General features: G+C 48.4%; 22 protein-coding genes. 10 read left to right on the forward strand and 12 right to left on the reverse strand.

All coding sequences use genetic code 11. The annotated features are described in order from the left end of the window. Positions 1 to 45: 45 nt before the first annotated feature. From DXA74_RS05080 to prmC, 7 genes are all read right to left on the reverse strand, one after another. Entirely contained in the window at positions 46 to 552 is a 507-nt protein-coding gene (locus DXA74_RS05080; RefSeq protein ID WP_147401039.1) for a hypothetical protein, read from the reverse strand. A 94-nt stretch (positions 553 to 646) separates the two neighbouring features. Then, complete coding sequence (gene argH / locus DXA74_RS05085; RefSeq protein WP_118525743.1) at positions 647 to 1,990, reverse strand: argininosuccinate lyase; 1,344 nt, start codon at positions 1,988 to 1,990, stop codon at positions 647 to 649. 24 nt (positions 1,991 to 2,014) lie between these two features. After that, a complete protein-coding gene (locus tag DXA74_RS05090) occupies positions 2,015 to 2,497 on the reverse strand; it encodes an SRPBCC family protein (RefSeq protein WP_118525744.1) in 483 nt (160 codons plus the stop codon). Positions 2,498 to 2,518: 21 nt separating this feature from the next. Further along, positions 2,519 to 3,151, reverse strand: a complete 633-nt coding sequence (pyrE, locus tag DXA74_RS05095) for an orotate phosphoribosyltransferase (protein WP_118525745.1) — start codon at positions 3,149 to 3,151, stop codon at positions 2,519 to 2,521. Between the two features lie 97 nt (positions 3,152 to 3,248). Then, the gene (locus DXA74_RS05100) at positions 3,249 to 3,956 is read right to left on the reverse strand and encodes a ComF family protein (protein ID WP_118525746.1); all 708 of its coding nucleotides are present in this window, start codon (positions 3,954 to 3,956) and stop codon (positions 3,249 to 3,251) included. After that, positions 3,949 to 4,431 carry a regulatory protein RecX gene (locus DXA74_RS05105; protein WP_118525792.1) on the reverse strand — a complete coding sequence of 161 codons (483 nt, stop codon included), beginning with the start codon at positions 4,429 to 4,431 and terminating at the stop codon, positions 3,949 to 3,951. Before DXA74_RS05105 ends, DXA74_RS05100 begins: the two co-directional genes overlap by 8 nt. Beyond that, positions 4,428 to 5,276 (reverse strand): peptide chain release factor N(5)-glutamine methyltransferase, encoded by an 849-nt coding sequence (gene prmC / locus DXA74_RS05110; protein ID WP_118525747.1) that lies wholly within the window; start codon positions 5,274 to 5,276, stop codon positions 4,428 to 4,430. The genes DXA74_RS05105 and prmC overlap by 4 nt, the downstream gene beginning before the upstream one ends. An 82-nt stretch (positions 5,277 to 5,358) precedes the next feature. Between prmC and ribD the strand changes: the two genes are divergently transcribed. From ribD to murI, 9 genes are all read left to right on the forward strand, one after another. Then, a complete protein-coding gene (ribD, locus tag DXA74_RS05115; protein ID WP_118525748.1) occupies positions 5,359 to 6,441 on the forward strand; it encodes a bifunctional diaminohydroxyphosphoribosylaminopyrimidine deaminase/5-amino-6-(5-phosphoribosylamino)uracil reductase RibD in 1,083 nt (360 codons plus the stop codon). Positions 6,442 to 6,582: 141 nt separating this feature from the next. Beyond that, the gene (locus tag DXA74_RS05120) at positions 6,583 to 7,944 is read left to right on the forward strand and encodes a DUF6242 domain-containing protein (RefSeq protein ID WP_147401040.1); all 1,362 of its coding nucleotides are present in this window, start codon (positions 6,583 to 6,585) and stop codon (positions 7,942 to 7,944) included. A 36-nt stretch (positions 7,945 to 7,980) separates the two neighbouring features. Continuing rightward, entirely contained in the window at positions 7,981 to 8,694 is a 714-nt protein-coding gene (locus DXA74_RS05125) for a DUF6089 family protein (RefSeq protein WP_118525750.1), read from the forward strand. 4 nt (positions 8,695 to 8,698) lie between these two features. Then, a complete protein-coding gene (locus tag DXA74_RS05130) occupies positions 8,699 to 9,439 on the forward strand; it encodes an isoprenyl transferase (RefSeq protein ID WP_118525751.1) in 741 nt (246 codons plus the stop codon). A 13-nt stretch (positions 9,440 to 9,452) separates the two neighbouring features. Then, on the forward strand, positions 9,453 to 12,083 hold the full coding sequence (locus DXA74_RS05135; protein WP_118525752.1) for an outer membrane protein assembly factor: 2,631 nt from the start codon (positions 9,453 to 9,455) through the stop codon (positions 12,081 to 12,083). Positions 12,084 to 12,097: 14 nt separating this feature from the next. Then, entirely contained in the window at positions 12,098 to 12,616 is a 519-nt protein-coding gene (locus tag DXA74_RS05140; protein ID WP_118525753.1) for an OmpH family outer membrane protein, read from the forward strand. A 57-nt stretch (positions 12,617 to 12,673) separates the two neighbouring features. Continuing rightward, positions 12,674 to 13,171, forward strand: a complete 498-nt coding sequence (locus DXA74_RS05145; RefSeq protein ID WP_118525754.1) for an OmpH family outer membrane protein — start codon at positions 12,674 to 12,676, stop codon at positions 13,169 to 13,171. Positions 13,172 to 13,295: 124 nt separating this feature from the next. Next, a complete protein-coding gene (locus tag DXA74_RS05150) occupies positions 13,296 to 13,970 on the forward strand; it encodes an OmpH family outer membrane protein (protein WP_118525755.1) in 675 nt (224 codons plus the stop codon). A gap of 6 nt (positions 13,971 to 13,976) precedes the next feature. Next, positions 13,977 to 14,822: a glutamate racemase gene (gene murI, locus DXA74_RS05155; RefSeq protein WP_118525756.1), complete on the forward strand. Its 846-nt coding sequence runs from the start codon at positions 13,977 to 13,979 to the stop codon at positions 14,820 to 14,822. 243 nt (positions 14,823 to 15,065) lie between these two features. Here the strand turns inward: murI and DXA74_RS05160 are convergent, their stop codons facing one another. Genes DXA74_RS05160 through aroQ form a run of 5 tightly spaced genes read right to left on the reverse strand, consistent with a single transcriptional unit; the run spans position 15,066 to position 19,279 of the window. Further along, complete coding sequence (locus tag DXA74_RS05160; protein ID WP_118525757.1) at positions 15,066 to 16,301, reverse strand: FtsX-like permease family protein; 1,236 nt, start codon at positions 16,299 to 16,301, stop codon at positions 15,066 to 15,068. Positions 16,302 to 16,326: 25 nt separating this feature from the next. Further along, entirely contained in the window at positions 16,327 to 16,710 is a 384-nt protein-coding gene (gene rbfA / locus DXA74_RS05165; protein ID WP_118525758.1) for a 30S ribosome-binding factor RbfA, read from the reverse strand. A gap of 5 nt (positions 16,711 to 16,715) precedes the next feature. Then, complete coding sequence (locus tag DXA74_RS05170) at positions 16,716 to 17,360, reverse strand: O-methyltransferase (protein WP_118525759.1); 645 nt, start codon at positions 17,358 to 17,360, stop codon at positions 16,716 to 16,718. A 17-nt stretch (positions 17,361 to 17,377) separates the two neighbouring features. Continuing rightward, positions 17,378 to 18,835, reverse strand: a complete 1,458-nt coding sequence (pyk, locus tag DXA74_RS05175; protein WP_118525760.1) for a pyruvate kinase — start codon at positions 18,833 to 18,835, stop codon at positions 17,378 to 17,380. A gap of 6 nt (positions 18,836 to 18,841) precedes the next feature. After that, the gene (gene aroQ / locus DXA74_RS05180; RefSeq protein WP_118525761.1) at positions 18,842 to 19,279 is read right to left on the reverse strand and encodes a type II 3-dehydroquinate dehydratase; all 438 of its coding nucleotides are present in this window, start codon (positions 19,277 to 19,279) and stop codon (positions 18,842 to 18,844) included. Positions 19,280 to 19,329: 50 nt separating this feature from the next. On the opposite strand from aroQ, the gene xerD reads away from it, so the two are divergent. Then, the gene (gene xerD, locus DXA74_RS05185; protein WP_118525762.1) at positions 19,330 to 20,283 is read left to right on the forward strand and encodes a site-specific tyrosine recombinase XerD; all 954 of its coding nucleotides are present in this window, start codon (positions 19,330 to 19,332) and stop codon (positions 20,281 to 20,283) included. The last annotated feature ends 109 nt before the right edge of the window (positions 20,284 to 20,392 follow it).

Raw genomic sequence — 20,392 nt, forward strand, 5'->3', positions numbered from 1 at the left:
GGTAAGAAGAAAGGATGACAGTTGCAAATATTTCCGAGTTTTTTTCTAGTTATTTATTAAAAGAGTATTGTTTTGATAGGTTACCCGATAACGGTATAACGACTTACCCGGAGTACCGCTCGTTACATACCCCTGATTGTTGAGATCGTACGTGCGCTGACAAAGGCGGCAATAGCACTTTCCACCAGCCTGCAACTGCATTTCCCGGGTAACCACCTGCTCTTCATAACAGTTGGGACAAGCCAGATCGTAACAAACTACCTGACTGACACTGGAGCCTAAAGGCGGAATGTTAGGTAATCCCACAATAAAACCGGATAATCCCATATAGTTACGGTCAGCATCCGTTACCGGGCGTTGCGTGGACGTTTGTGTATTACTATAAATATAGACATTCGTGCGCTGTGTGATGGTGGCAAACTCCCCCATACTGTTGAGCGCCGCATTCAGCGGAGGGATGGTCTGCACATACTGAACCCGGAAGCGTGCCGGCAGATTGGCATAGAACTGTTCGGTCTGCCCGGCGCAAGACAGCAGGGACAGTAATAACACAACAAAAAATCTCCCTTTCCCTATACCACGGGATATAGGGGAAAGGAGATTCTTGGATTTAAAAGATTGCTGAAAAATATTCATCTTAGTCTTTTTATTCAGATGCCAGAAGTTTTTTCTCGGCTTCCTGCATCTTGGAGAAATTAAAGCCGCTCCACACCTGAGCCATCAGGCTGACAATACGGTCGTTGCAAAGGTTGCCGATACTGCCCTCGTGGGTATGTGCCACATGTTTGTCGGGAGTAAAGGTACCGGCCTCAATGTCCAGACCGACTTTCTTATAGGCATCACGGAACGGCATTCCGGCAGCTGCCAGACGATTCACTTCTTCAACACTGAACATGTTGTCGTATTTCGGATCATCCAGAATATGTTCGTTCACCTGAATCTTATTGATGATGTAAGCCACCATCTGCAGGCAATCCTTGATTTCCTGGAAAGCCGGAATAAATACTTCCTTGATAATCTGCAAATCACGGAAGTATCCGCATGGCAGATTGTTCATGATCAGTACAATCTGCTGCGGCAAAGCCTGCAACTTGTTGCACTTGGCACGGGTCAGTTCAAAGACATCCGGATTCTTTTTATGCGGCATGATGCTGGAACCTGTCGTACACTCGTTCGGAAGTTTTACGAAACCAAAATTCTGTGAGTTGAACATGCAGGCATCAAAAGCCAGCTTGGACAGGGTTCCGGCCAGCCCGGCTAAAGCAAAAGCCACATTGCGCTCCATCTTGCCACGACCCATCTGAGCGTAAACCACATTGTAGTTCATCGAATCAAAGCCCAACAATTCGGTGGTCATCGTACGGTTCAACGGGAACGAAGATCCGTATCCCGCTGCCGATCCCAACGGGTTGCGGTTGGTCATCTTAAAGGCGGCCTGCAAGAAAAGCATGTCGTCTACCAGACTTTCGGCATAGGCACCGAACCATAATCCGAAGCTAGACGGCATGGCCACCTGAAGATGCGTATAACCGGGCATCAGCACATCCTTGTAACGGTTGCTCTGCGCTATCAGTTCATCGAACAGCACACGCACTTCTTCGGCTATCTCCATCAGCTGCTGACGGGTAAAGAGTTTCAAATCCACCAACACCTGATCGTTACGTGAACGGCCGCTGTGGATTTTCTTTCCCATATCGCCCAGCTTACGGGTCAGCATCAATTCTACCTGAGAATGAACGTCTTCCACGCCTTCCTCGATCACAAAGCGACCGGCCTCGATCTCGGCATGGATATTCTTCAATTCGGCCAACAGAGCTTTCAGTTCTTCCTTTTCCAGCAGACCGATGCTCTGCAACATCGTGATGTGTGCCATGGAGCCCAACACATCATGCTTGGCCAAAAACAAATCAAGTTCACGGTCGCGACCGACCGTGAACTTCTCTATTTCCTGATTAACCTCGAAATTTTTTTCCCAAAGTTTACTTGCCATAATCTTGTCTGTTTATCAGCATTCTTATGCTCCGTAAGGAATCATGGCCAACATGTCAGCCAGTTTCTCCACACCCTCTTTCAAAGGTTTGCTCACCATTGCCTTTATAAACATATTCAGTTCGGCACGTACAGTCAGCTTCATCTTGCACTGGGTTTCGGTTACCGGCAGCAACTGAATCCACAGGTTTGCAGGAATCGGACTGTTCACCGCCTCAAACTTGATGCATTTAGGCTCTTCGCGCTCTATGATTCTCAAAGACAGCTCACCCATTGGAGGAACATTGGTCGTGATGGAATCCCGGTCGAAGGTCATGTCCTTGACGCGTTCCTTGATCTGTTCCAGCTTATCCTGCGGCACTTTTCCGGCCACAGCGGTATCAAACATAGGATCGTTGATGCGCTCCTTAATCACAGAAAGATTGGTCAGATCGGATAACTTGGCGTAAACCAAATCCTGACTGTAGGGGATCAACTTCACACTGCTCTCAAACTGTTGTTCTGCCATATTCGAAGATTCCTGAATGGTTTATACATTCCAATGTGCAGGATCCTTGCGCCACTGGTTCAACAACTCTACATCAGACTCGGCGATGTAACCGATACGCAAAGCCTCAGCAACAACTGCTTCGTAGTTGGTCAAGGTAATCAGACGCACATTCGCATCGCTGAATGCCTTCTGAGCAACGTCGAATCCATAAGTGTAGGCTGCAACCATACCCACTACCTCACAACCGTTATTGCGGATAGCTTCTACGGCCTTCAAGCTGCTACCGCCAGTTGAAATCAGGTCTTCAACAACAACAACCTTCATTCCCGGACGCAACTCGCCTTCAATCAGGTTCTCCAAACCGTGATCTTTTGGTTTTGAACGAACATATACAAACGGCAGATTCAATTCGTCAGCTACCAGCGCACCCTGTGCAATGGCACCGGTTGCCACTCCGGCAACAGCATCTACCTCTGGGAAGTTTTCTTCAATCAAGCGACAGATTTCAATCTTGACAAAATTGCGCAAAGCAGGATAAGACAATGTTTTGCGGTTATCGCAATAGAACGGTGATTTCCAACCTGAAGCCCAAGTGAAAGGATTGGTTGGCTGCAACTTGATCGCTTTTACGTTAAGCAATTTTGAGGCAAAGATTTTCTCTAATGTTTCCATAATTTATTCGCTTATTTTTGTTTGACATGCAAATATACAATAATTCAAAGATTTAACGGCGACTTATGTACAAAACTTTTGCAACCGGAACACAAAATTATCCTCCGGCCCAAGCTAAAGTCAGAATACTGAAACGCACCCCGGGCACCGCCTTCAAGGTATCACAAAGCGACAGCATCGTGGCGCCGGTAGTAAATACATCATCAATCAACAAGAGGTGCTTGCCGGACAAGGCTGAAGAACGACGGGTCAAACCGAAGATGGAATCAACATTTTCCATACGCGCCCAACGGTCCAAACGGGTCTGGGAAGGATTGTTGCGTACACGCTTGACTGCGTTCCGGCAAACGGGGATTCCACTAATCGCAGCCACCCCTCGGGCCAGCCATTCGCTTTGATTATACCCGCGTTGCCAACGGCGCAAACGCGAAAGGGGCACCGGAATAATGACATCGACCTCGTCAAAAAAGCCTTTGGCCTTCAACATGCGCCCCATAAAACGTCCCAAGACATATCCCACTTGCGGATTATCCCGGTATTTCAAGTCAAAAAGAATCTGATTCACCGCCGCTCCCTTCTGATAATGAAAGCAAGAGGCAGCCTTGATGATCGGAAACAGACCAACGAAGCGATCGGTCATGGGATTCTCCGAGAAAGAGGCAAAACGAATCAATGGCAACTGATGCAGACAGGAAATGCAGAGTTGCTCTTCATCAAGCGCCAGGCGGGTGCCGCACACCACACAAAGCCGGGGAAAGAACACATCGGCACAGGCCCGGAAATAACGGCGTAACGGACTACTCATCCTCTGCCTCTCCCCGACCGAGATTGTCTAAAGCATGCAGCACTTCCTGCATACCGAAACCGCGGCCCAAAGCAAAACGAATCACCTTCTGCCGGCATTCATAATCGTTTTTCCCTTTCACCAGTTTCCACTTGTCGCGCAAAATCCTTTGCAGCATTTCGTCATATTCTTCTGACTCCAACTGCTCCAAGGCATTCTGTATCTGTTCCTGTGCCACTTCCTTTTCGCGCAGGGCATAAGTGATCTTCACACGCCCCCAATGATTATAACGCATCTTGTCACGGGCAAAGGCAACAGCAAAACGCTCCTCGTCTATAAAGCGCTCCTGCAACAGATGGGCCATAATCGAAGCCGTCTGAGTATCCTGTGCTCCCCAGGTCTCCAACTTCCGGGCTACCTCACTGCAACAACGCTCGGCCTGAATGCAATAACGCTCGGCCTTATCGGTCAATTCTTTTTCTGACAATTCTTTCATCTTCGGCATTTTATCATTCGGTCGTTTCCAAACTGATCCTGACGGATCTGGATTTCCTGATATCCCATCTCTGCAAGCATCTGCCGGGTGGCAGCACCATAAGCCCGGTTTATCTCAAAATAGAGATATCCTCCGACACATAAATGCTCCAAGCCCGCCTGCGCTATGGCGCGGTAAAACAACAGCGGATCGTCATCGGGCACAAACAAGGCCGTGTGAGGTTCATGGTCCAGCACGTTCGCCGTCATCTCTTCACGTTCTCGATTGCAGATATAGGGTGGATTACTCACCCAAACATTCCATTTCGGCTGGTTCGCCAGAGACCTCGGATGCAGGATGTCTTCCTGAAAAAAGTCTACCACAGCCCCCAAACGGTCTGCATTCTCACGGGCCACATTCAAGGCGCCTTCACTGATATCACAGGCCGACACGGCAGCCTGAGGCAGAAAGCACGCCAGAGAAACAGCGATGCAACCGCTACCCGTACCCAAATCCAGCATGCGCGGAGCATCCGGAAACGACGGCGCATCCGCAACAATCCAATGCACCAGTTCCTCGGTCTCCGGCCGGGGAATCAGCACATGACGGTTCACCAGAAAAGTCCGGCCACAAAATTCGGTTTCTCCCAAAATATACTGAACAGGCTCATTTTCCAACAAACGGGATACAATATTTTCAAAATCATCCCGTTCTTCTTTAGAGAATTCCCTATCTTTGCCCAGACAATAGTCCAAACGGGTATAATGAAACCGGCTTTCGAAGACCCAACGCGCGATAGCAGCAGCCTCACCGGCTGGATAACAGGCCAGAAGCTTTTCTTGCAGATAGTGCAGTTCTTTTTTCACAAGCTGATTGTTTTATTTAGTACCAGTAGAAGTAAATTTGATATATCCATACAAACATAACACTATTTTTCGAAGAAGCGAAATGGAATTTAAAGAAATATATATGGACCGCTGCCTGCAACTGGCACGCAACGGCGCCTTGACAACTGCTCCCAATCCGATGGTGGGAGCCGTTATCGTATGGCAGGATCAGATTATCGGAGAGGGATATCACATCCGTTGCGGCGAAGGACATGCCGAAGTGAATGCCATAGCCTCTGTAAAGAACCCGGAATTGCTGCGCGAATCAACCATGTACGTCAGTCTGGAGCCCTGCGCCCACTACGGCAAGACGCCTCCTTGCGCCGACCTGATTGTAGAGAAGCAGATTCCCAGAGTAGTTATCGGCTGCCGGGACCCGTTTGCCAAAGTTGCCGGAAGAGGCATCCAAAAGCTGCTGGATGCCGGGATAGAAGTGGTTGTAGGTGTCAAGGAAAAAGAATGCCTGGAGCTGAACAAGCATTTCATAACCTTCCATCAGTACAAACGGCCGTTTATCACGCTGAAATGGGCCGAATCGGCCGATCGTTATCTGGATACCTTACGCACTGACTATCAGCAGCCGGCCTATGCTTTCTCCACCCCGGAAACCCTCACGCTGGTTCATAAAAGAAGAGCCGAGCATCAGGCCATTCTGGTAGGAGGAGCCACAGCCCTGAAAGACAACCCTTCGCTGAACGTGAGACATTGGGGCGGTCGTCAGCCTCTGCGCCTCGTTATCGACACGCACGGCAATCTGCCGGAAAACCTGAAACTTTGTCAGGATCAGGCGCAACCGACCCGAATCTACACCTATCACCGATACCAGAATGAGCAGAATCTGCCCCAACACGTGTCTTTCAGAATCTTGAATCCGGAAGAAAACCTGCTCCGGCAGATTCTGGACGATCTGTATCAAAGCAACATCCTTTCGCTGCTGGTTGAAGGCGGTGCTGCTACCCTGCAACAGTTCATCACCCAGGAACTGTGGGACGAGATCTATGTGGAACGCTCTCCGGTATGCCTGAAAGAGGGTGTCCCCGCACCACAACTTCCCGAGAAAAAAGGAGCCGGAATCACCCGTTATCACCATCATGAGATTTTACGTTTTGCGCAGAATCTGGGAGCCTGCAAGGATTCATTATGACACGATTAAGGGGCAAAAAGAAACAGAACTCTAGTTTTTATCCATAATTTTAGATAATTCAACGAATTAATTTTCGCTAAAGAAAAAAATGTGAGTATTTTTGCGAAATTAAAAATCAATATCTATTTTAAGAAATCCACAATGAGAAAAATTTTCCTTCCGATCATTGCGTTACTCGCTTGTATGTTAGGGTCATGCAGCGACGAAATCGACTATACACTGAGCAACGACTGCATCATCACGGGATTTACCTTAGGACAGGTAAAGCGCACGATGCACACCACAGATGCAGACGGCAACGACAGCACTTACACCATCAATTATTCCGGAGGATACTATCCAATGACCATTGACCAGATTAACAACAAAATCTACAATCAGGATTCATTACCCTACGGAAGCGATCCAAGCAGCATTCTGGCTTCTCTCTCATGTGTGGGTAGCGTGGCCTACTGCATCGCCGGAGAGGCAGAACCGGAATGGAAGATGTACAGCTCTTCCGACTCTATCGACTTTTCTTATCTGCTGAAATTCCGTGTGATGTCGAATGACGGAAAGGCATATCGGGATTACGAAGTCAAACTGAATGTTCATCAGCAGGATGGAGAAGAGTTTGTCTGGCAGAAGGTTTCAGAGAATGCGCCTTTTGAGGATATGAAACAGACCAAGGCTGTGTTCTGGAACAACCAGGTCTTCGTTTTGGGCCGTAAGGACGGAGCCATCTACGCATCACGTCAGGAGCAGAATCAATGGACACTGATACCGACCAGCGGATGTGAACTGGCAGAAATAAGTTCCCTGACCGTGCTGAACAACAAACTGTATCTGAACACAACGGACGGCCGGATTCTGGTATCCGAAAATGGCAGCATCTGGTCGCCGGCAGGCAACGGCCTCAGCATTGACCATCTGATTGCCGCTACAGAAAACAGACTGTTTGCCCTGGCAGGAGGAGAAATCGTATATTCCAAAGATGCGGGCATCAACTGGGAAAAAGACTCCATCGATACCCCTTCGGCATGGCTTCCTACTCAGGATGTCACCGGTATCTATTACGAACTGAGCAACGGCAACCAGCAAATGGTGCTGGCCGGAAACCGCGCACCGGAAGTCTTTGCACAAGACACCACCGCTATGGTATGGAGCAAACTGTTCCTGGCACAAAGCCAGAAGGAACAGCCGTGGATTTATTATCCGGTAACCGCCGAAAATACCTTCCCATGCCCGAATCTGAGCAACTTGTCTTTAGTTCGCTACAACAATAACATCATCGCACTGGGCGGAACTCCGGTGAACGGAACCGGCGGCATTGCCTACAACAAGCTCTATGTCAGCAAAGACAACGGCATTACCTGGAAGGAAGACGAAGACATCGTCATGCCGTATACCATCAAAGGAACCTCAGAATGTGTGGCAGCCACAGCCGATGACGACCAGTTTATCTGGCTGATTTGTGGCAAGAACGTCTGGAAAGGACGCCACAACGAACTGGGATTTAATTAAAAGAAAAGGGAGCAGCCCATTCAAACGTATCCAAGCATGAAAAAGAGCATTTTCTTCTGGCTTCTGCTGCTCGTCACAGGAACAACCCTGCCGGCTCAGGAGCTGGAGTACAAAATGGAACTGGGCGGAGCCTTGGGCGGCAGTTTCTATCTGGGAGACCTGAACAGCACACCTTTCCGGAATCTGGGAGGCAGCGGAGGTATTCTGGCCCGATATATCCTCAATCCGAGAATGGCCGTAAAAGGAAATCTCTTTATGGGACACATCAAGGGAGACAACCAGAAGGTCTTTATCCCGGAAGACGGCCATACCCCTTCGGAAAACGGAGGAAACGCGGCCCATGTTGCCTTCACGCGCAATGTGTTCGATCTGGGAGCCCAGTTCGAATTCAACTTCTGGGGCTACGGCATGGGCAACAGTTATAAAGACAACAGTCGCATCACACCGTATATGCTGGCCGGAGTGGGACTGACCTTTGCTCCCAAGCCGGCAGATATCGTTGTGGGATTCAACATTCCCATTGGCGTGGGAGTAAAATATAAACTGAAAGAAAGAATAAACATAGGATTTGAATGGAGCGTACGGTTCACCACGAGCGATGCTCTGGACACCACGAATCCAAACGGAGCACAGGTGATTCATCCCTACGGCATCACAGCCAAAGGATTCAAGAACAAGGACTGCTACTCGCTGAGCCTGTTCTACATCACCTATGATTTATTCCCCAAATATAGATTATGTAATAATTAGTCATATGTCTTATAAAGAACAAATAGATAAATCGCGCATCCCCGAACATATTGCCATCATTATGGACGGGAACGGTCGTTGGGCCAAAGCACAAGGACTGCCACGCACTGCCGGACATCAACAGGGAGTGGAAATCGTAAAGAAAATCACAGAGGAGGCCACAAGACTGGGTGTGAAATATCTGACCTTATATACCTTCTCTACCGAGAACTGGAACCGACCGGCTGCCGAAGTGGCTGCGCTCATGGGACTCATTCTGGACCATCTGGAGGAGGAAATCTTCATGAAGAACAATGTGCGTTTCCGAGTAATCGGCGACCAGTCAAGACTGCCCGAAAGCGTACAGAAACGCCTGGACGAATGCATGGAGCGCACAGCACAGAACGACAAGATGACCATGGTCATTGCGCTCAGCTACTCTTCCCGCTGGGAAATCACACAGGCCGTAAAAAATATCGCACAGGAGGTTCAGGAAGGCAAACTCAGTGCCGGAGAAGTTTCGGAAGAAGTAATCTGCAAGCACCTGAACACCAACTTCATGCCCGATCCGGACCTGCTGATCCGCACCGGAGGTGAATTGCGCATCAGCAACTATCTGCTGTGGCAGTGTGCATATACCGAACTATATTTCTGCGACACATTCTGGCCCGACTTTGACGAAGAGGAATTCTGCAAGGCCATCGTAGACTATCAGTCGCGCGAAAGAAGATTCGGAAAAACCAGCGAACAAGTGGCAGAACAATAAAGGACTCAAACACATGAAACAGAAATTCATAATAGGACTGACAACCGCAATCCTTTGCGGCAACATTACCTCATCGTGGACACAAGACGACAAACATATTCAAATCAAACCAGACATTGAATATTCCAGAACACCGATAGAATGTACCATCGGTGGTATTCGTGTGGACGGAGTCCAGAACTACGACGACTACTTGCTCATCGGAATCTCAGGTCTGTCTGTAGGACAGAAAATCAGTTTGCCGGGTGAAGAGATCACCCAGGCCGTAAAACGCTACTGGAAAAACGGTTTCTTCTCCAATGTAAAGATTGAAGTAGACAGTATCGTAGACCAGAAGGCCTATCTGCACATCCAGCTCAGCCAGCGCCCCAGAATCTCACAGATCAACTACAACGGCGTGAAAAAGTCGGAAAAGGAAGACCTGGAAGCCAAACTGGGACTGATCAAAGACGCACAGCTCACTCCGAACATGCTGGACCGGGCCGAGATTCTTGCCAAAAAATATTTTGATGAAAAAGGTTACAAGAATGCGGAAGTGCATTTTGTACAGCGTGATGACGCAAACGAAAAGAATAAAGTGATTCTGGATGTCAATGTAGACAAAAAATCCAAAATCAAGATCAACCAGATCATTCTGGACGGCAACAAGGCTTTGAGCGAAAAGCAGATCAAGGGTACCTTGTTCAAACCGGGTGCCTTCAAGAAAACCAATGAGAAGGGAAAAGTTGCCAGCTGGTTCCGCACCAAGAAGTTTGTCCCGGAAAAGTATGAAGAGGACAAACAGAACCTGATTACCAAATACAATGAACTGGGTTACCGTGATGCCATGATCGTAACCGACAGTGTTTGGAATCACGACGACAAGACCGTCAACATTTATGTGAAGATTGACGAAGGACAGAAATACTACCTGCGCGACATTTCGTGGGTAGGTAACACCTTATATAATACGGAATATCTGAACCGACTGCTCAAGCTGAGCCGGGGAGACGTCTATAACCAGACTGAGCTGAACAAGCGTCTGAACATGGACGAGGACGCCATCGCCAACCTGTATCTGAACAACGGTTACGTGTTCTCAACCATCGATCCGGTGGAAATCAATATCGACGGAGACTCGATTGATCTGGAAATCCGTATCACGGAAGGTACTCAGGCCACCATCAAACACGTCAAGATCTCCGGTAACGACCGCGTTTACGAAAATGTCGTGCGCCGTGAGCTCCGTAACAAGCCGGGCGACCTGTTCAGCAAGGAAGCTTTGGAGCGTTCTTATCGTGAAATCGCTTCTATGGGACACTTTGACCCGGAAAACATTCAGTATGACATCCAGCCGGATCCCGAAACCGGAACCGTGGACCTGTCATGGGGTCTGACTTCCAAATCAAACGACCAGATTGAGTTCTCACTGGGTTACGGACAGACCGGTGTGATCGGACGTATCGGTTTGAAGTTCTCCAACTTCTGCATGGCCAACCTCTTCAACAAGGACGGTCTGCGCCGCGGTATTCTGCCGCAGGGTAACGGAGAAACCTTCAGTATCAGCGGTGAAACCAACGGACAGTACTATCAGTCTTACAGCGTCAGCTATCTGAACCCGTGGTTCGGCGGCAAGCGCCCGAACAGCCTCTCCTTCTCGGCCTTCTACTCCAAGCAGACCGAGGTGAACGACCGCTACTATAACGAAGCCTACTACAACAGCTACTATAACTATCTGTACGGACTCGGTTCTACCAGTTCGAACTATTATGAGAACTTCTACGACCCGGACAAATACGTCAAGGTATTCGGAGTTTCTCTCGGATGGGGTAAACGTCTGCGCTGGCCGGACGACTACTTCACCATGATGACGAGCCTGTCGTACAACCGTTATGTGCTGAAAGACTGGAGATACTTCCTGATTGCCAACGGTACTTGTAACAACATCAACCTGAACCTGACCATCGGACGTAACTCTACCGACAACCAGATTTATCCGAGACGCGGTTCCGAGTTCTCGTTCTCCGTATCACTCACTCCGCCGTATTCTCTGTTCGACAACGTAGACTACAAGTCTTTGGGTAACGACTACCAGAGCTCAACCTACCAGAGCGAGCTGCAGAAGAAATACAAATGGGTGGAATATCACAAGTGGAAATTCAAGAGCAAGACCTATACGGCTCTTACCGGAAAGAACAAGTGTCCGGTGTTGATGACCCGAGTGGAATTCGGTATCGTGGGTTCTTACAACCAGTATAAGCCTTCGCCATTCGAAACCTTCTATGTGGGTGGTGACGGAACCTCGGGATACTCATCCAACTACGCTACCGAAACCATCGGTCTGCGCGGTTACTCCAACGGTTCTCTCACTCCGAACGGTTATACGGGATATGCTTACGACCGCTTCACTCTGGAACTCCGCTATCCGCTGATGCTCCAGACCTCTACCAACATTTACGCCCTGGCCTTTGTTGAGGGTGGTAATGCCTGGAACAGCGTGAAGAAGTTCAATCCGTTCGACATGAAGCGCTCTGCCGGTGTGGGTGTGCGTATCTTCCTGCCGATGGTCGGACTGATGGGTATTGACTGGGCATACGGATTCGACAAAGTGTTCGGAACGAAGGGTGGCAACAACTTCCACTTTATCTTAGGACAAGAATTTTAAACAAGGAGGTTTTTATGAAAAAACTAATATGGATTCTGCTGGTGATGCTGTCATTCGGCATGCCAGAAGTCAAGGCTCAGAAATTTGCCTTAGTTGATATGGAATATATCCTGAAAAAGATACCGGCCTACGAACGGGCCAACGAACAGCTGAATCAGGTTTCCAAGAAGTGGATGGCCGAGGTAGATGCCCTGAACACCGAGGCACAGACCCTCTACAAGAACTACCAGAGCGAGGCTGTGTTCCTGAGCAACGAGCAGAAAACCGAAAAGGAGAATGCCATTGTGGCCAAAGAGAAAGAGGCAGCCGAACTGAGAAAGAAATATTTCGGTCCGGAAGGCGAACTCTTCAAGAAGCGCCAGAGCCTGATGGCACCGATTCAGGACGAGATCTACAACGCCATCAAGGATATCTGCGACTCCAAGGGCTACTCCCTGATTCTGGACCGTGCATCAGATGCCGGCATCATTTTCGCATCGCCCAAAGCAGATATTAGCAATGAAGTGCTTGCTAAATTAGGATATTCAAACTAACATTCGTATTTTTGCAATCGCTTAGAACGAAAATAAATAACTTAAAATAGAAGAATAATGAAAAAATTAATTTTAGTATGCCTTCTGTTGGCTCCGCTGACAGTTTTCGCACAGAAGTTCGGACATTTCAACTCGGCTGACATCATCCAGGCTATGCCGGAATATCAGACCGCACAGACAGAACTGCAGAACCTGCAGAAGCAGTATGAGGAGGACCTGAAGCGCATGCAGGACGAGTTCCAGAAGAAGGCTGCCGAGTATGAGAAGGAAAGAGCCAACCTTTTGGACAACGTACGCCAGCGCAGAGAGACTGAGCTGACTGACTTGCAGCAGCGCATCCAGCAGAGCTACCAGGACAACCAGATGGCTCTTCAGAAAGCCTCTCAGGAGAAGATGCAGGCCATTACAGACAAAATGCTGAACGTAATCAAGGAAATCGGTCAGGCCGGTAATTACGTTTACATCATGGATGTTACTGCCGGTGTTCCTTACATCAGCACTACCCTGAGCACAGATGTAACCGCTGACATCAAGAAGAAGTTGGGATTGCAGTAAAAACAAACGATAAATAACAGAACAAGAGGAGGTTTTTTGAAATCTCCTCTTTTATTTTTTCTACAGTATTCCTCTTTTTTCATCCAAAAGAATTACTTTTGCAATAATCATAAAAAAAATATCTATGCTGAAAAGAATATTCTTCTCCCTGCTTTGCCTTTGGACACTCTCGGCTGCCGGACAAATCCGTTTCGGCTACCTGAGCTATCAGAAGGTCATCGCCATGATGCCTGAATATAAGAGTATTACCGAAAAACTGAATACACTCAAAGACAAGTGTAACGAAGAAGCCAAGAAGTCGGAAGACGAACTGGAACGGAAATATGCCGAGTTTCTGCAAGGACAGAGGGACTTTCCGGAGAACATTCTTCAGAAACGCCAGAACGAACTGCAGTCGCTCATCAACAGCGGCCTCATGTTCCGCCGGGAAACCGAACTGCTTCTGAGAAACGCCGAAAGAGACATGCGCAAGGAAGTGGAAAACAAACTGAACCAGGCCATCGAAAGCGTGGGACAGGAACAGGGACTGGCTTTCATCCTGAATACCGACAACAATGCATGTCCTTTCATCAACAAGAGCAGCGGACTGGACATCACTTATAACGTGCTGGTAAAACTCGGACTGGCCAAGGCGCAGCCGATAGCCGTTCCGGAATCAACCACCATCATTCAGAAAACCGACAGCGTTGCCCCACAGAGCGATCCCAAACAAGCCATCGATTCTACCGTAACGGAAAACGGCTTCCTGCAGCATGTTGACGACTCCCTGCTCAAAACCATTAACCCTTCAGACAAATAAGACAGTATGAACAACGGCACACTTCCCACCCAGCCGGGACCGATAGGAATTTTCGATTCCGGATATGGAGGACTGACCATACTCCGACAAATACGGCAGTTTCTGCCTCAATATGACTATCTGTATCTGGGAGACAACGCACGCGCTCCCTACGGCACACGCTCCTTTGAGATTGTCTATGAATTTACCTTGCAGGCCGTAAAGAAACTATTCTCCATGGGATGCCATCTGGTGATTCTGGCCTGCAACACGGCGTCGGCCAAGGCTCTGAAAAGCATTCAGGAAAAGGACCTGCCCTTGCTGGACCCCAACCGGAGGGTGCTCGGAGTGATCCGCCCCACGGCCGAATGCATCGGCGACATCACGCAGACAAGGCATATCGGCATTCTGGCAACTCAGGGAACCATCAATTCGGAATCTTACCCGCTGGAAATTCACAAGCTTTTTCCCGACATTGTGGTCAGCGGAGAAGCCTGCCCCATGTGGGTGCCTCTCGTAGAGAACAATGAATTCGACTCTCCGGGAGCCGATTATTTCGTGCAGAAGCGCATCGGCAACCTGCTCCGGAAGGACCCGGAGATTGACACCATCATTCTCGGATGCACGCATTACCCGCTGCTGCTGAACAAGATTCTGAAATATACACCGCGCACCATCAAGATCATTCCGCAAGGCGACTACGTGGCTGCCAGCTTGAAGAAGTACCTGCAGCGCAACGAAAGCATCGAGGCCAACTGTACGCGTAAGGGTACCTGCCGCTTCCTGACTACCGAATCGGTGGAGAAATTCGAGGAGTCTGCCTCGATATTCCTGCGCGACAGAATCGTGGCTGAGCGCATTACTCTGGAATGAGCCAACACTTCCCCTACCGGGCACCTGAAAGAGCCGGAGAACGGCTTTCCGGGCCTTTCTGAAAGGGCTGAAAAAACATCCTGATGAAATGAAAAAAGCATTTCGATGATTTGAAGAAATCATCGTGATGAAATCATAAAGCTGCACGCACCTCCCCAAAGGGCGATGAAGCAGCACAGAGAAAAAACAGAAGGAGCTGCATGACGATGATGCCATGCAGCTCCTTCTGTATGTTTATACTTATTAATCGATCAGGCGCTTGCCCAGATAGCGTATCGGCAGCCAGAGGGCCACATAGCCCACCAGAACTACGGTGACAAACACCAGCAGCAGATCGCCCCAATATACACTGACAGGATAAGCATCGACCAGGAAGAGACCTGTAGAAGAACCCATCTTGATCAGACCAAAGGTCTGTTGCAGCCAGCATAACAGCAATCCGAGCAACAGGCCGACCACGGCTCCCAGTGTGGAAATCATGCGGCCTTCGTACAGGAAGATCCGGATAATCTGACTGTCATTGGCACCCAGATTGCGCAACGTGTGCACATCGTCTTTCTTGTCAATAATCAGCATCGAAACCGAACCGATAATGTTGAAGCAGGCAATCAGCAGAATGAACGTGAGGAAGATATAGGCAATCAGTTTCTCCACCTTCATGATGCGAAACATGTCGGCCTGCTGTTCATAGCGGTCCAGCACCTTAAAGCGGTCTGCTCCCAACAGGTCCTGAATCCTGTGCTTGGCATCCTCCACATCCACATGATCCTTCAGCTTCAGGTCTATCGACGACACCATATCGGGCTGGTCGAACAGATGGCGCGCAAACTCAATGGAGGTGAGAATGTAATGACTGTCGTACTTCTCCATATTCACCGAGAAAACCACTCCCGAAGAGTTCAGCTCGCTCTGACGGAAGGCCGTGGTAGGATTTGCCACATTGATCTGCGCCCCTTTTTTCGGAGCATAAATCTGAAGCGGCTCCTCAAAATAAGCGCCCACTCCCAGAGAATTTGCCAAACCGATACCGGGCACACCATACTGCAACACATCGGCATGCAGCACAAAGGAACCTTCTCCGTAAAGCAGTTTGTTGATGTCGGTCAGTTCAGAAAACTGGTCCTCCACTCCTTTGATGCTGACCATCACCTGACGGTTCTTGTAAACGGCAAGGGCATTGTCTTCCAGACATTCGGAAAACAGAGCAATGTCTTTGTCGCCACGCAGTTTCTGAATGGCCGGGTCGTTTCTATGAAACACCTTTCCCTCTACCGGCACAATCTTCAGTTGCGGGTCGAAGGCGGTAAAAAAAGAGGCTACCAGATCCTGAAACCCGTTGAACACCGACAGGGTGCATACCAGCGCCATCGTGGTAAAGGCTACTCCGCACACCGAAATCAGGGAAATGATGTTAATGGCATTGTGCGTTTTCTTCGAGAACAGATAGCGTTTGGCAATATAATAAGGAAAGTTCGCCATAATTCATTATCTGGAAAGAAACCGGTCAGTCTTCCGCTTCCGGCTGCTGACCGATGGTACGGGAATCTCCCTCTACATTATTTAATAAGTGATCAATGTTTTCGATGTAATCCAAAGAATCATCCAGGAAGAATTTCAGTTCGGGGATAATGCGCAACTGATAGCGCACTCTCTTGCCCAGTTCAAAACGAATGGCCTTGGCATTCTCATTGATGTTCTTGATGATTTCCTCGGCCTTGGCACTCGGAAATACACTAAGATACACACGGCAAATGCTCATGTCGGGACTGATGCGGCACACACTGACCGTTACCAGCACTCCCTTCATCACCTTCGTCTGGAGCATAAAAATCTCGCTTAATTCCTTTTGAATCAAACGAGCTATCTTGTTTTGTCTGGTTGTTTCCATATCTTTTATTCCTTTTTTCTAATAATAGTCAATCCGTCGCGCATCGGAAGGATCACCTTCTCCACACGCTCGTCGGCAGCTACAAAATCATTGAAATGCATGATTCCCTTGGTCTGGAGGTCGTTGGCATGGGGCTGCTCCTCGAGCACATGCCCGTCCCACAAGGTATTGTCGGCCAGAATATATCCACCGGGAGATAACTTGGAAAGCACCAATTCGTAATAATCCAGATAACGCCGCTTGTCTCCGTCAATAAAAGCCAGATCAAACACGATATCCATATCGGGCAGAAGCTTCAGGGCATCGCCGATATAAAAACGGATCTTGTCTGCATAATCGGACCCTTCGAGCCAGGGACGGGTAAAGTCCTCCTGCTCATCATTGATCTCGAATGTGTGCAGCATAGATCCTTCGGGCAGTCCTTCGGCCAGACATAAGGCGGAATATCCGCTATAGGTACCTATTTCCAAAACCTGTTTCGGGCGTATCATGCGTACAAACATCTTCAGCATACGCCCCTGAAGGTGGCCTGAAGCCATTCGGGGACGCAGTAAATGTACATGCGTCGCCCGATATAATGCTTTCAGGTATGTTCCTTCCGGATCAATATGATTCAGGATATATTCATCCAAAAGATCCGTTTCTTTCATCTGTCGATGTTTATGAATTAAAGATAACGGTTGCGGTTTGGCAACACGTAATCCATGGCATATTTCAAGACATCACCCACAACGTTGATTTCGAGGAATGAAGTCTGGGCACCCTGCTTGCCACCGCTCAGGTAAGCCACCATTTCGTTTTCTGTCAATACTCCGTCGTCGAGCAGCTTGCGCAGTGCAGCAAAATAGTATGCCTGTCCGTTGGCCTTCTCCGGCATATAGATTGCCTCAACACCGTAAGACAGTGCCAAATGACGCATGGTCTTTTCCTTGTAGCAGATTGCCAGCACCGGATACTTGCCTCTGAAGGCAGCCAGGTTGCGGGCCATTCTGCCGCTGAAGCTGTCGGTAATGATTGCGCGGATCGGAAGCTTGGTAGTAGCCTTCACAGCCTGCTTGGCCAGGAATGCGGTTACGTCGGTTCCTTCTTCCAGCGGAATGCGGATATCGTTTTCTGAGAGCTTGTCCTTCTCTGCCTGAGCAGCAATCTTGGCCATGGTGCGGACAGCCTCTACCGGATATTTTCCGTAAGCAGTCTCACCGCTCAGCATCAATGCATCGGTACGGTAATAGATGGCGTTGGCAATATCGGTTACCTCGGCACGGGTTGGACGCGGGTTGTTGATCATGGTGTGCAGCATCTGAGTGGCTACGATAACCGGCTTCTTGGCCAAGATACACTTTCTGATCAACTGGCGCTGGATACCCGGAATGCGCTCCTGCGGTACCTCGATACCCAGGTCTCCACGGGCAACCATCACACCGTCGGCAACTTCCAGAATCTCGTCGATGTTGTCCACACCTTCCTGATTCTCAATCTTGGCAATGATACGGATATCGCTGCCGTATGCATCCAATATCTGACGGATGTCCATCACATCCTGCTTGTTTCTTACGAAAGAGTGAGCGATGAAATCAATGTCCTTCTCGATGGCATAAAGAATGTTGTTACGGTCTTTCTCGGTCAATGAAGGCAGATTGATTCTCACACCCGGCACATTCACACTCTTGCGGCTTCCCAAAGTAGCGTCGTTGCAGATTTCGCAAGTCAGAGCCTCATCGGTCTTCTCGGTAACGCGCAGATCCAGCTCACCGTCGTCCATCAGGATTTCATCACCGACATTCAGGTCGTTCACAAAATTAGTGTAAGTCACGGCGATACAGTCCTTGGTGGTTTTCAGTTCCGGATTACCCACAATACGAACCACATCACCGGTCTTGAAATCAATTGATCCGTCGGCGCATTCAGTTGTACGCACCTCCGGGCCTTTGGTATCCATCAAAATGGCAATACGGTTGGATACCGTACGCACATTGGCAATCAATCTCTCGAATCCTTCTCTGTTTGCATGAGCCGTATTCATGCGTACTACATTCATACCTGCTTCGTACAAAGCACGAATAAAGTCTACGTCACATCTCAAATCAGAAATGGAAGCTACGATTTTTGTCTGTTTAAGCATCATAATCACTTAGTATTTAATATCATTTTTTATTTTCAAAAGTGCCTCTACTGCCAGACGGTAGGAGTCCAGCCCAAAGCCACAAATTACTCCCTTGCAGGCTGCGGAAATCATAGATACGTGCCGAAAAGCTTCTCTCTGGTGAACATTGCTGATATGAACTTCAATGACCGGAGCGGGAACAGCCCGTATGGCATCCTGAAGCGCAATGGAAGTATGCGTATAAGCGCCGGCATTCAACACGATTCCTTCATAGTCAAAACCTACCTCTTGAATCACATTAATCAGTTCTCCTTCTACGTTACTCTGAAAGTAATCGAACTCCACCTCGGGATACTGCGCTTTCAGTTGCTCGTAAAAGTCTGAGAACGGGACAGAACCATAGATGCCGGGCTCTCTTTTACCCAGCAAGTTAATGTTCGGTCCGTTAATGATTTGTATTCTCATGTTTTATTCTCTATATTTGTGAAAATTTGGGTACAAAGTTAGCAAAAAGAATGGAATATCCCGCAAAAAATCAGCAGAACTATCTGTCAATAGATAAAAGTATATTACGCAGATACAACCAATATCTTCAGTTGGAGAAATCCTTGTCGCCAAATACACTCGAAGCCTATCAAAATGACTTGAATCATTTACTGGAATTTCTGCAGGAGAAGAACCTCTGTTACAAAAATGTTACAATCGAAGATTTACAGCATTTTTGTGCCGTTCTGATCGATCTGGGAATCAGCGCCCGTTCCCTGGCCCGCACCCTGTCCGGCCTGCGGTCTTTTTATCGCTTTCTGCTCCTGGAAGGAGAAGTTGAAAATGACCCAACGGAACTGTTGGAAGGCCCCAAGATAGACCGCCATATTCCCGATGTTCTGACAGTAGAGGAAATAGACCGAATGATCTCTTGCATAGACCTTTCCAAACAGGAAGCACAACGCAATCGGGCCATATTGGAGGTGCTGTACAGCTGCGGCCTGCGTGTCAGCGAGTTATGTCAGTTGAAACTCTCCAGCCTGTATCTTGATGAAGGGTTTATCCGCGTCGAAGGAAAAGGCAACAAGGAACGCCTGGTACCCATCTCCGAAAAAGCAATCAAGGAACTGAATTTTTGGTTTTCCGAACGGGTTCATATCCCCATAAAACCTGGAAACGAAGATTATGTTTTCGTCAGTTTCCGGAGAGGCGGCGCATTGACCCGCGTCATGGTATTCTATATCATCAAAGAACTGGCAGAACGTGCTGGTATACACAAGAGTATCAGTCCACATACATTCCGTCATTCCTTTGCCACTCATCTGCTGGAAGGAGGGGCAAACCTGCGGGCCATACAAAGCATGCTCGGGCATGAGAGCATTGGAACCACAGAGATATATACTCATATCGACACCGCAAGAATCCGCGAAGAAATCCTGAATCACCACCCTCGAAACATCAACAAAAAGGAAATCAAAGGATAAAAAAGACACGAAAAACGTACTTTTATTATTTTTTTTGCAAGTTTTCAGTCTAATAAATCTCTTTGTTGGACAAAGTTACTTATCTTTGCAACTGCAACGAATAACATAA

Source organism: Bacteroides sp. OF04-15BH (assembly GCF_003477995.1).
GTDB lineage: Bacteria > Bacteroidota > Bacteroidia > Bacteroidales > Bacteroidaceae > Paraprevotella.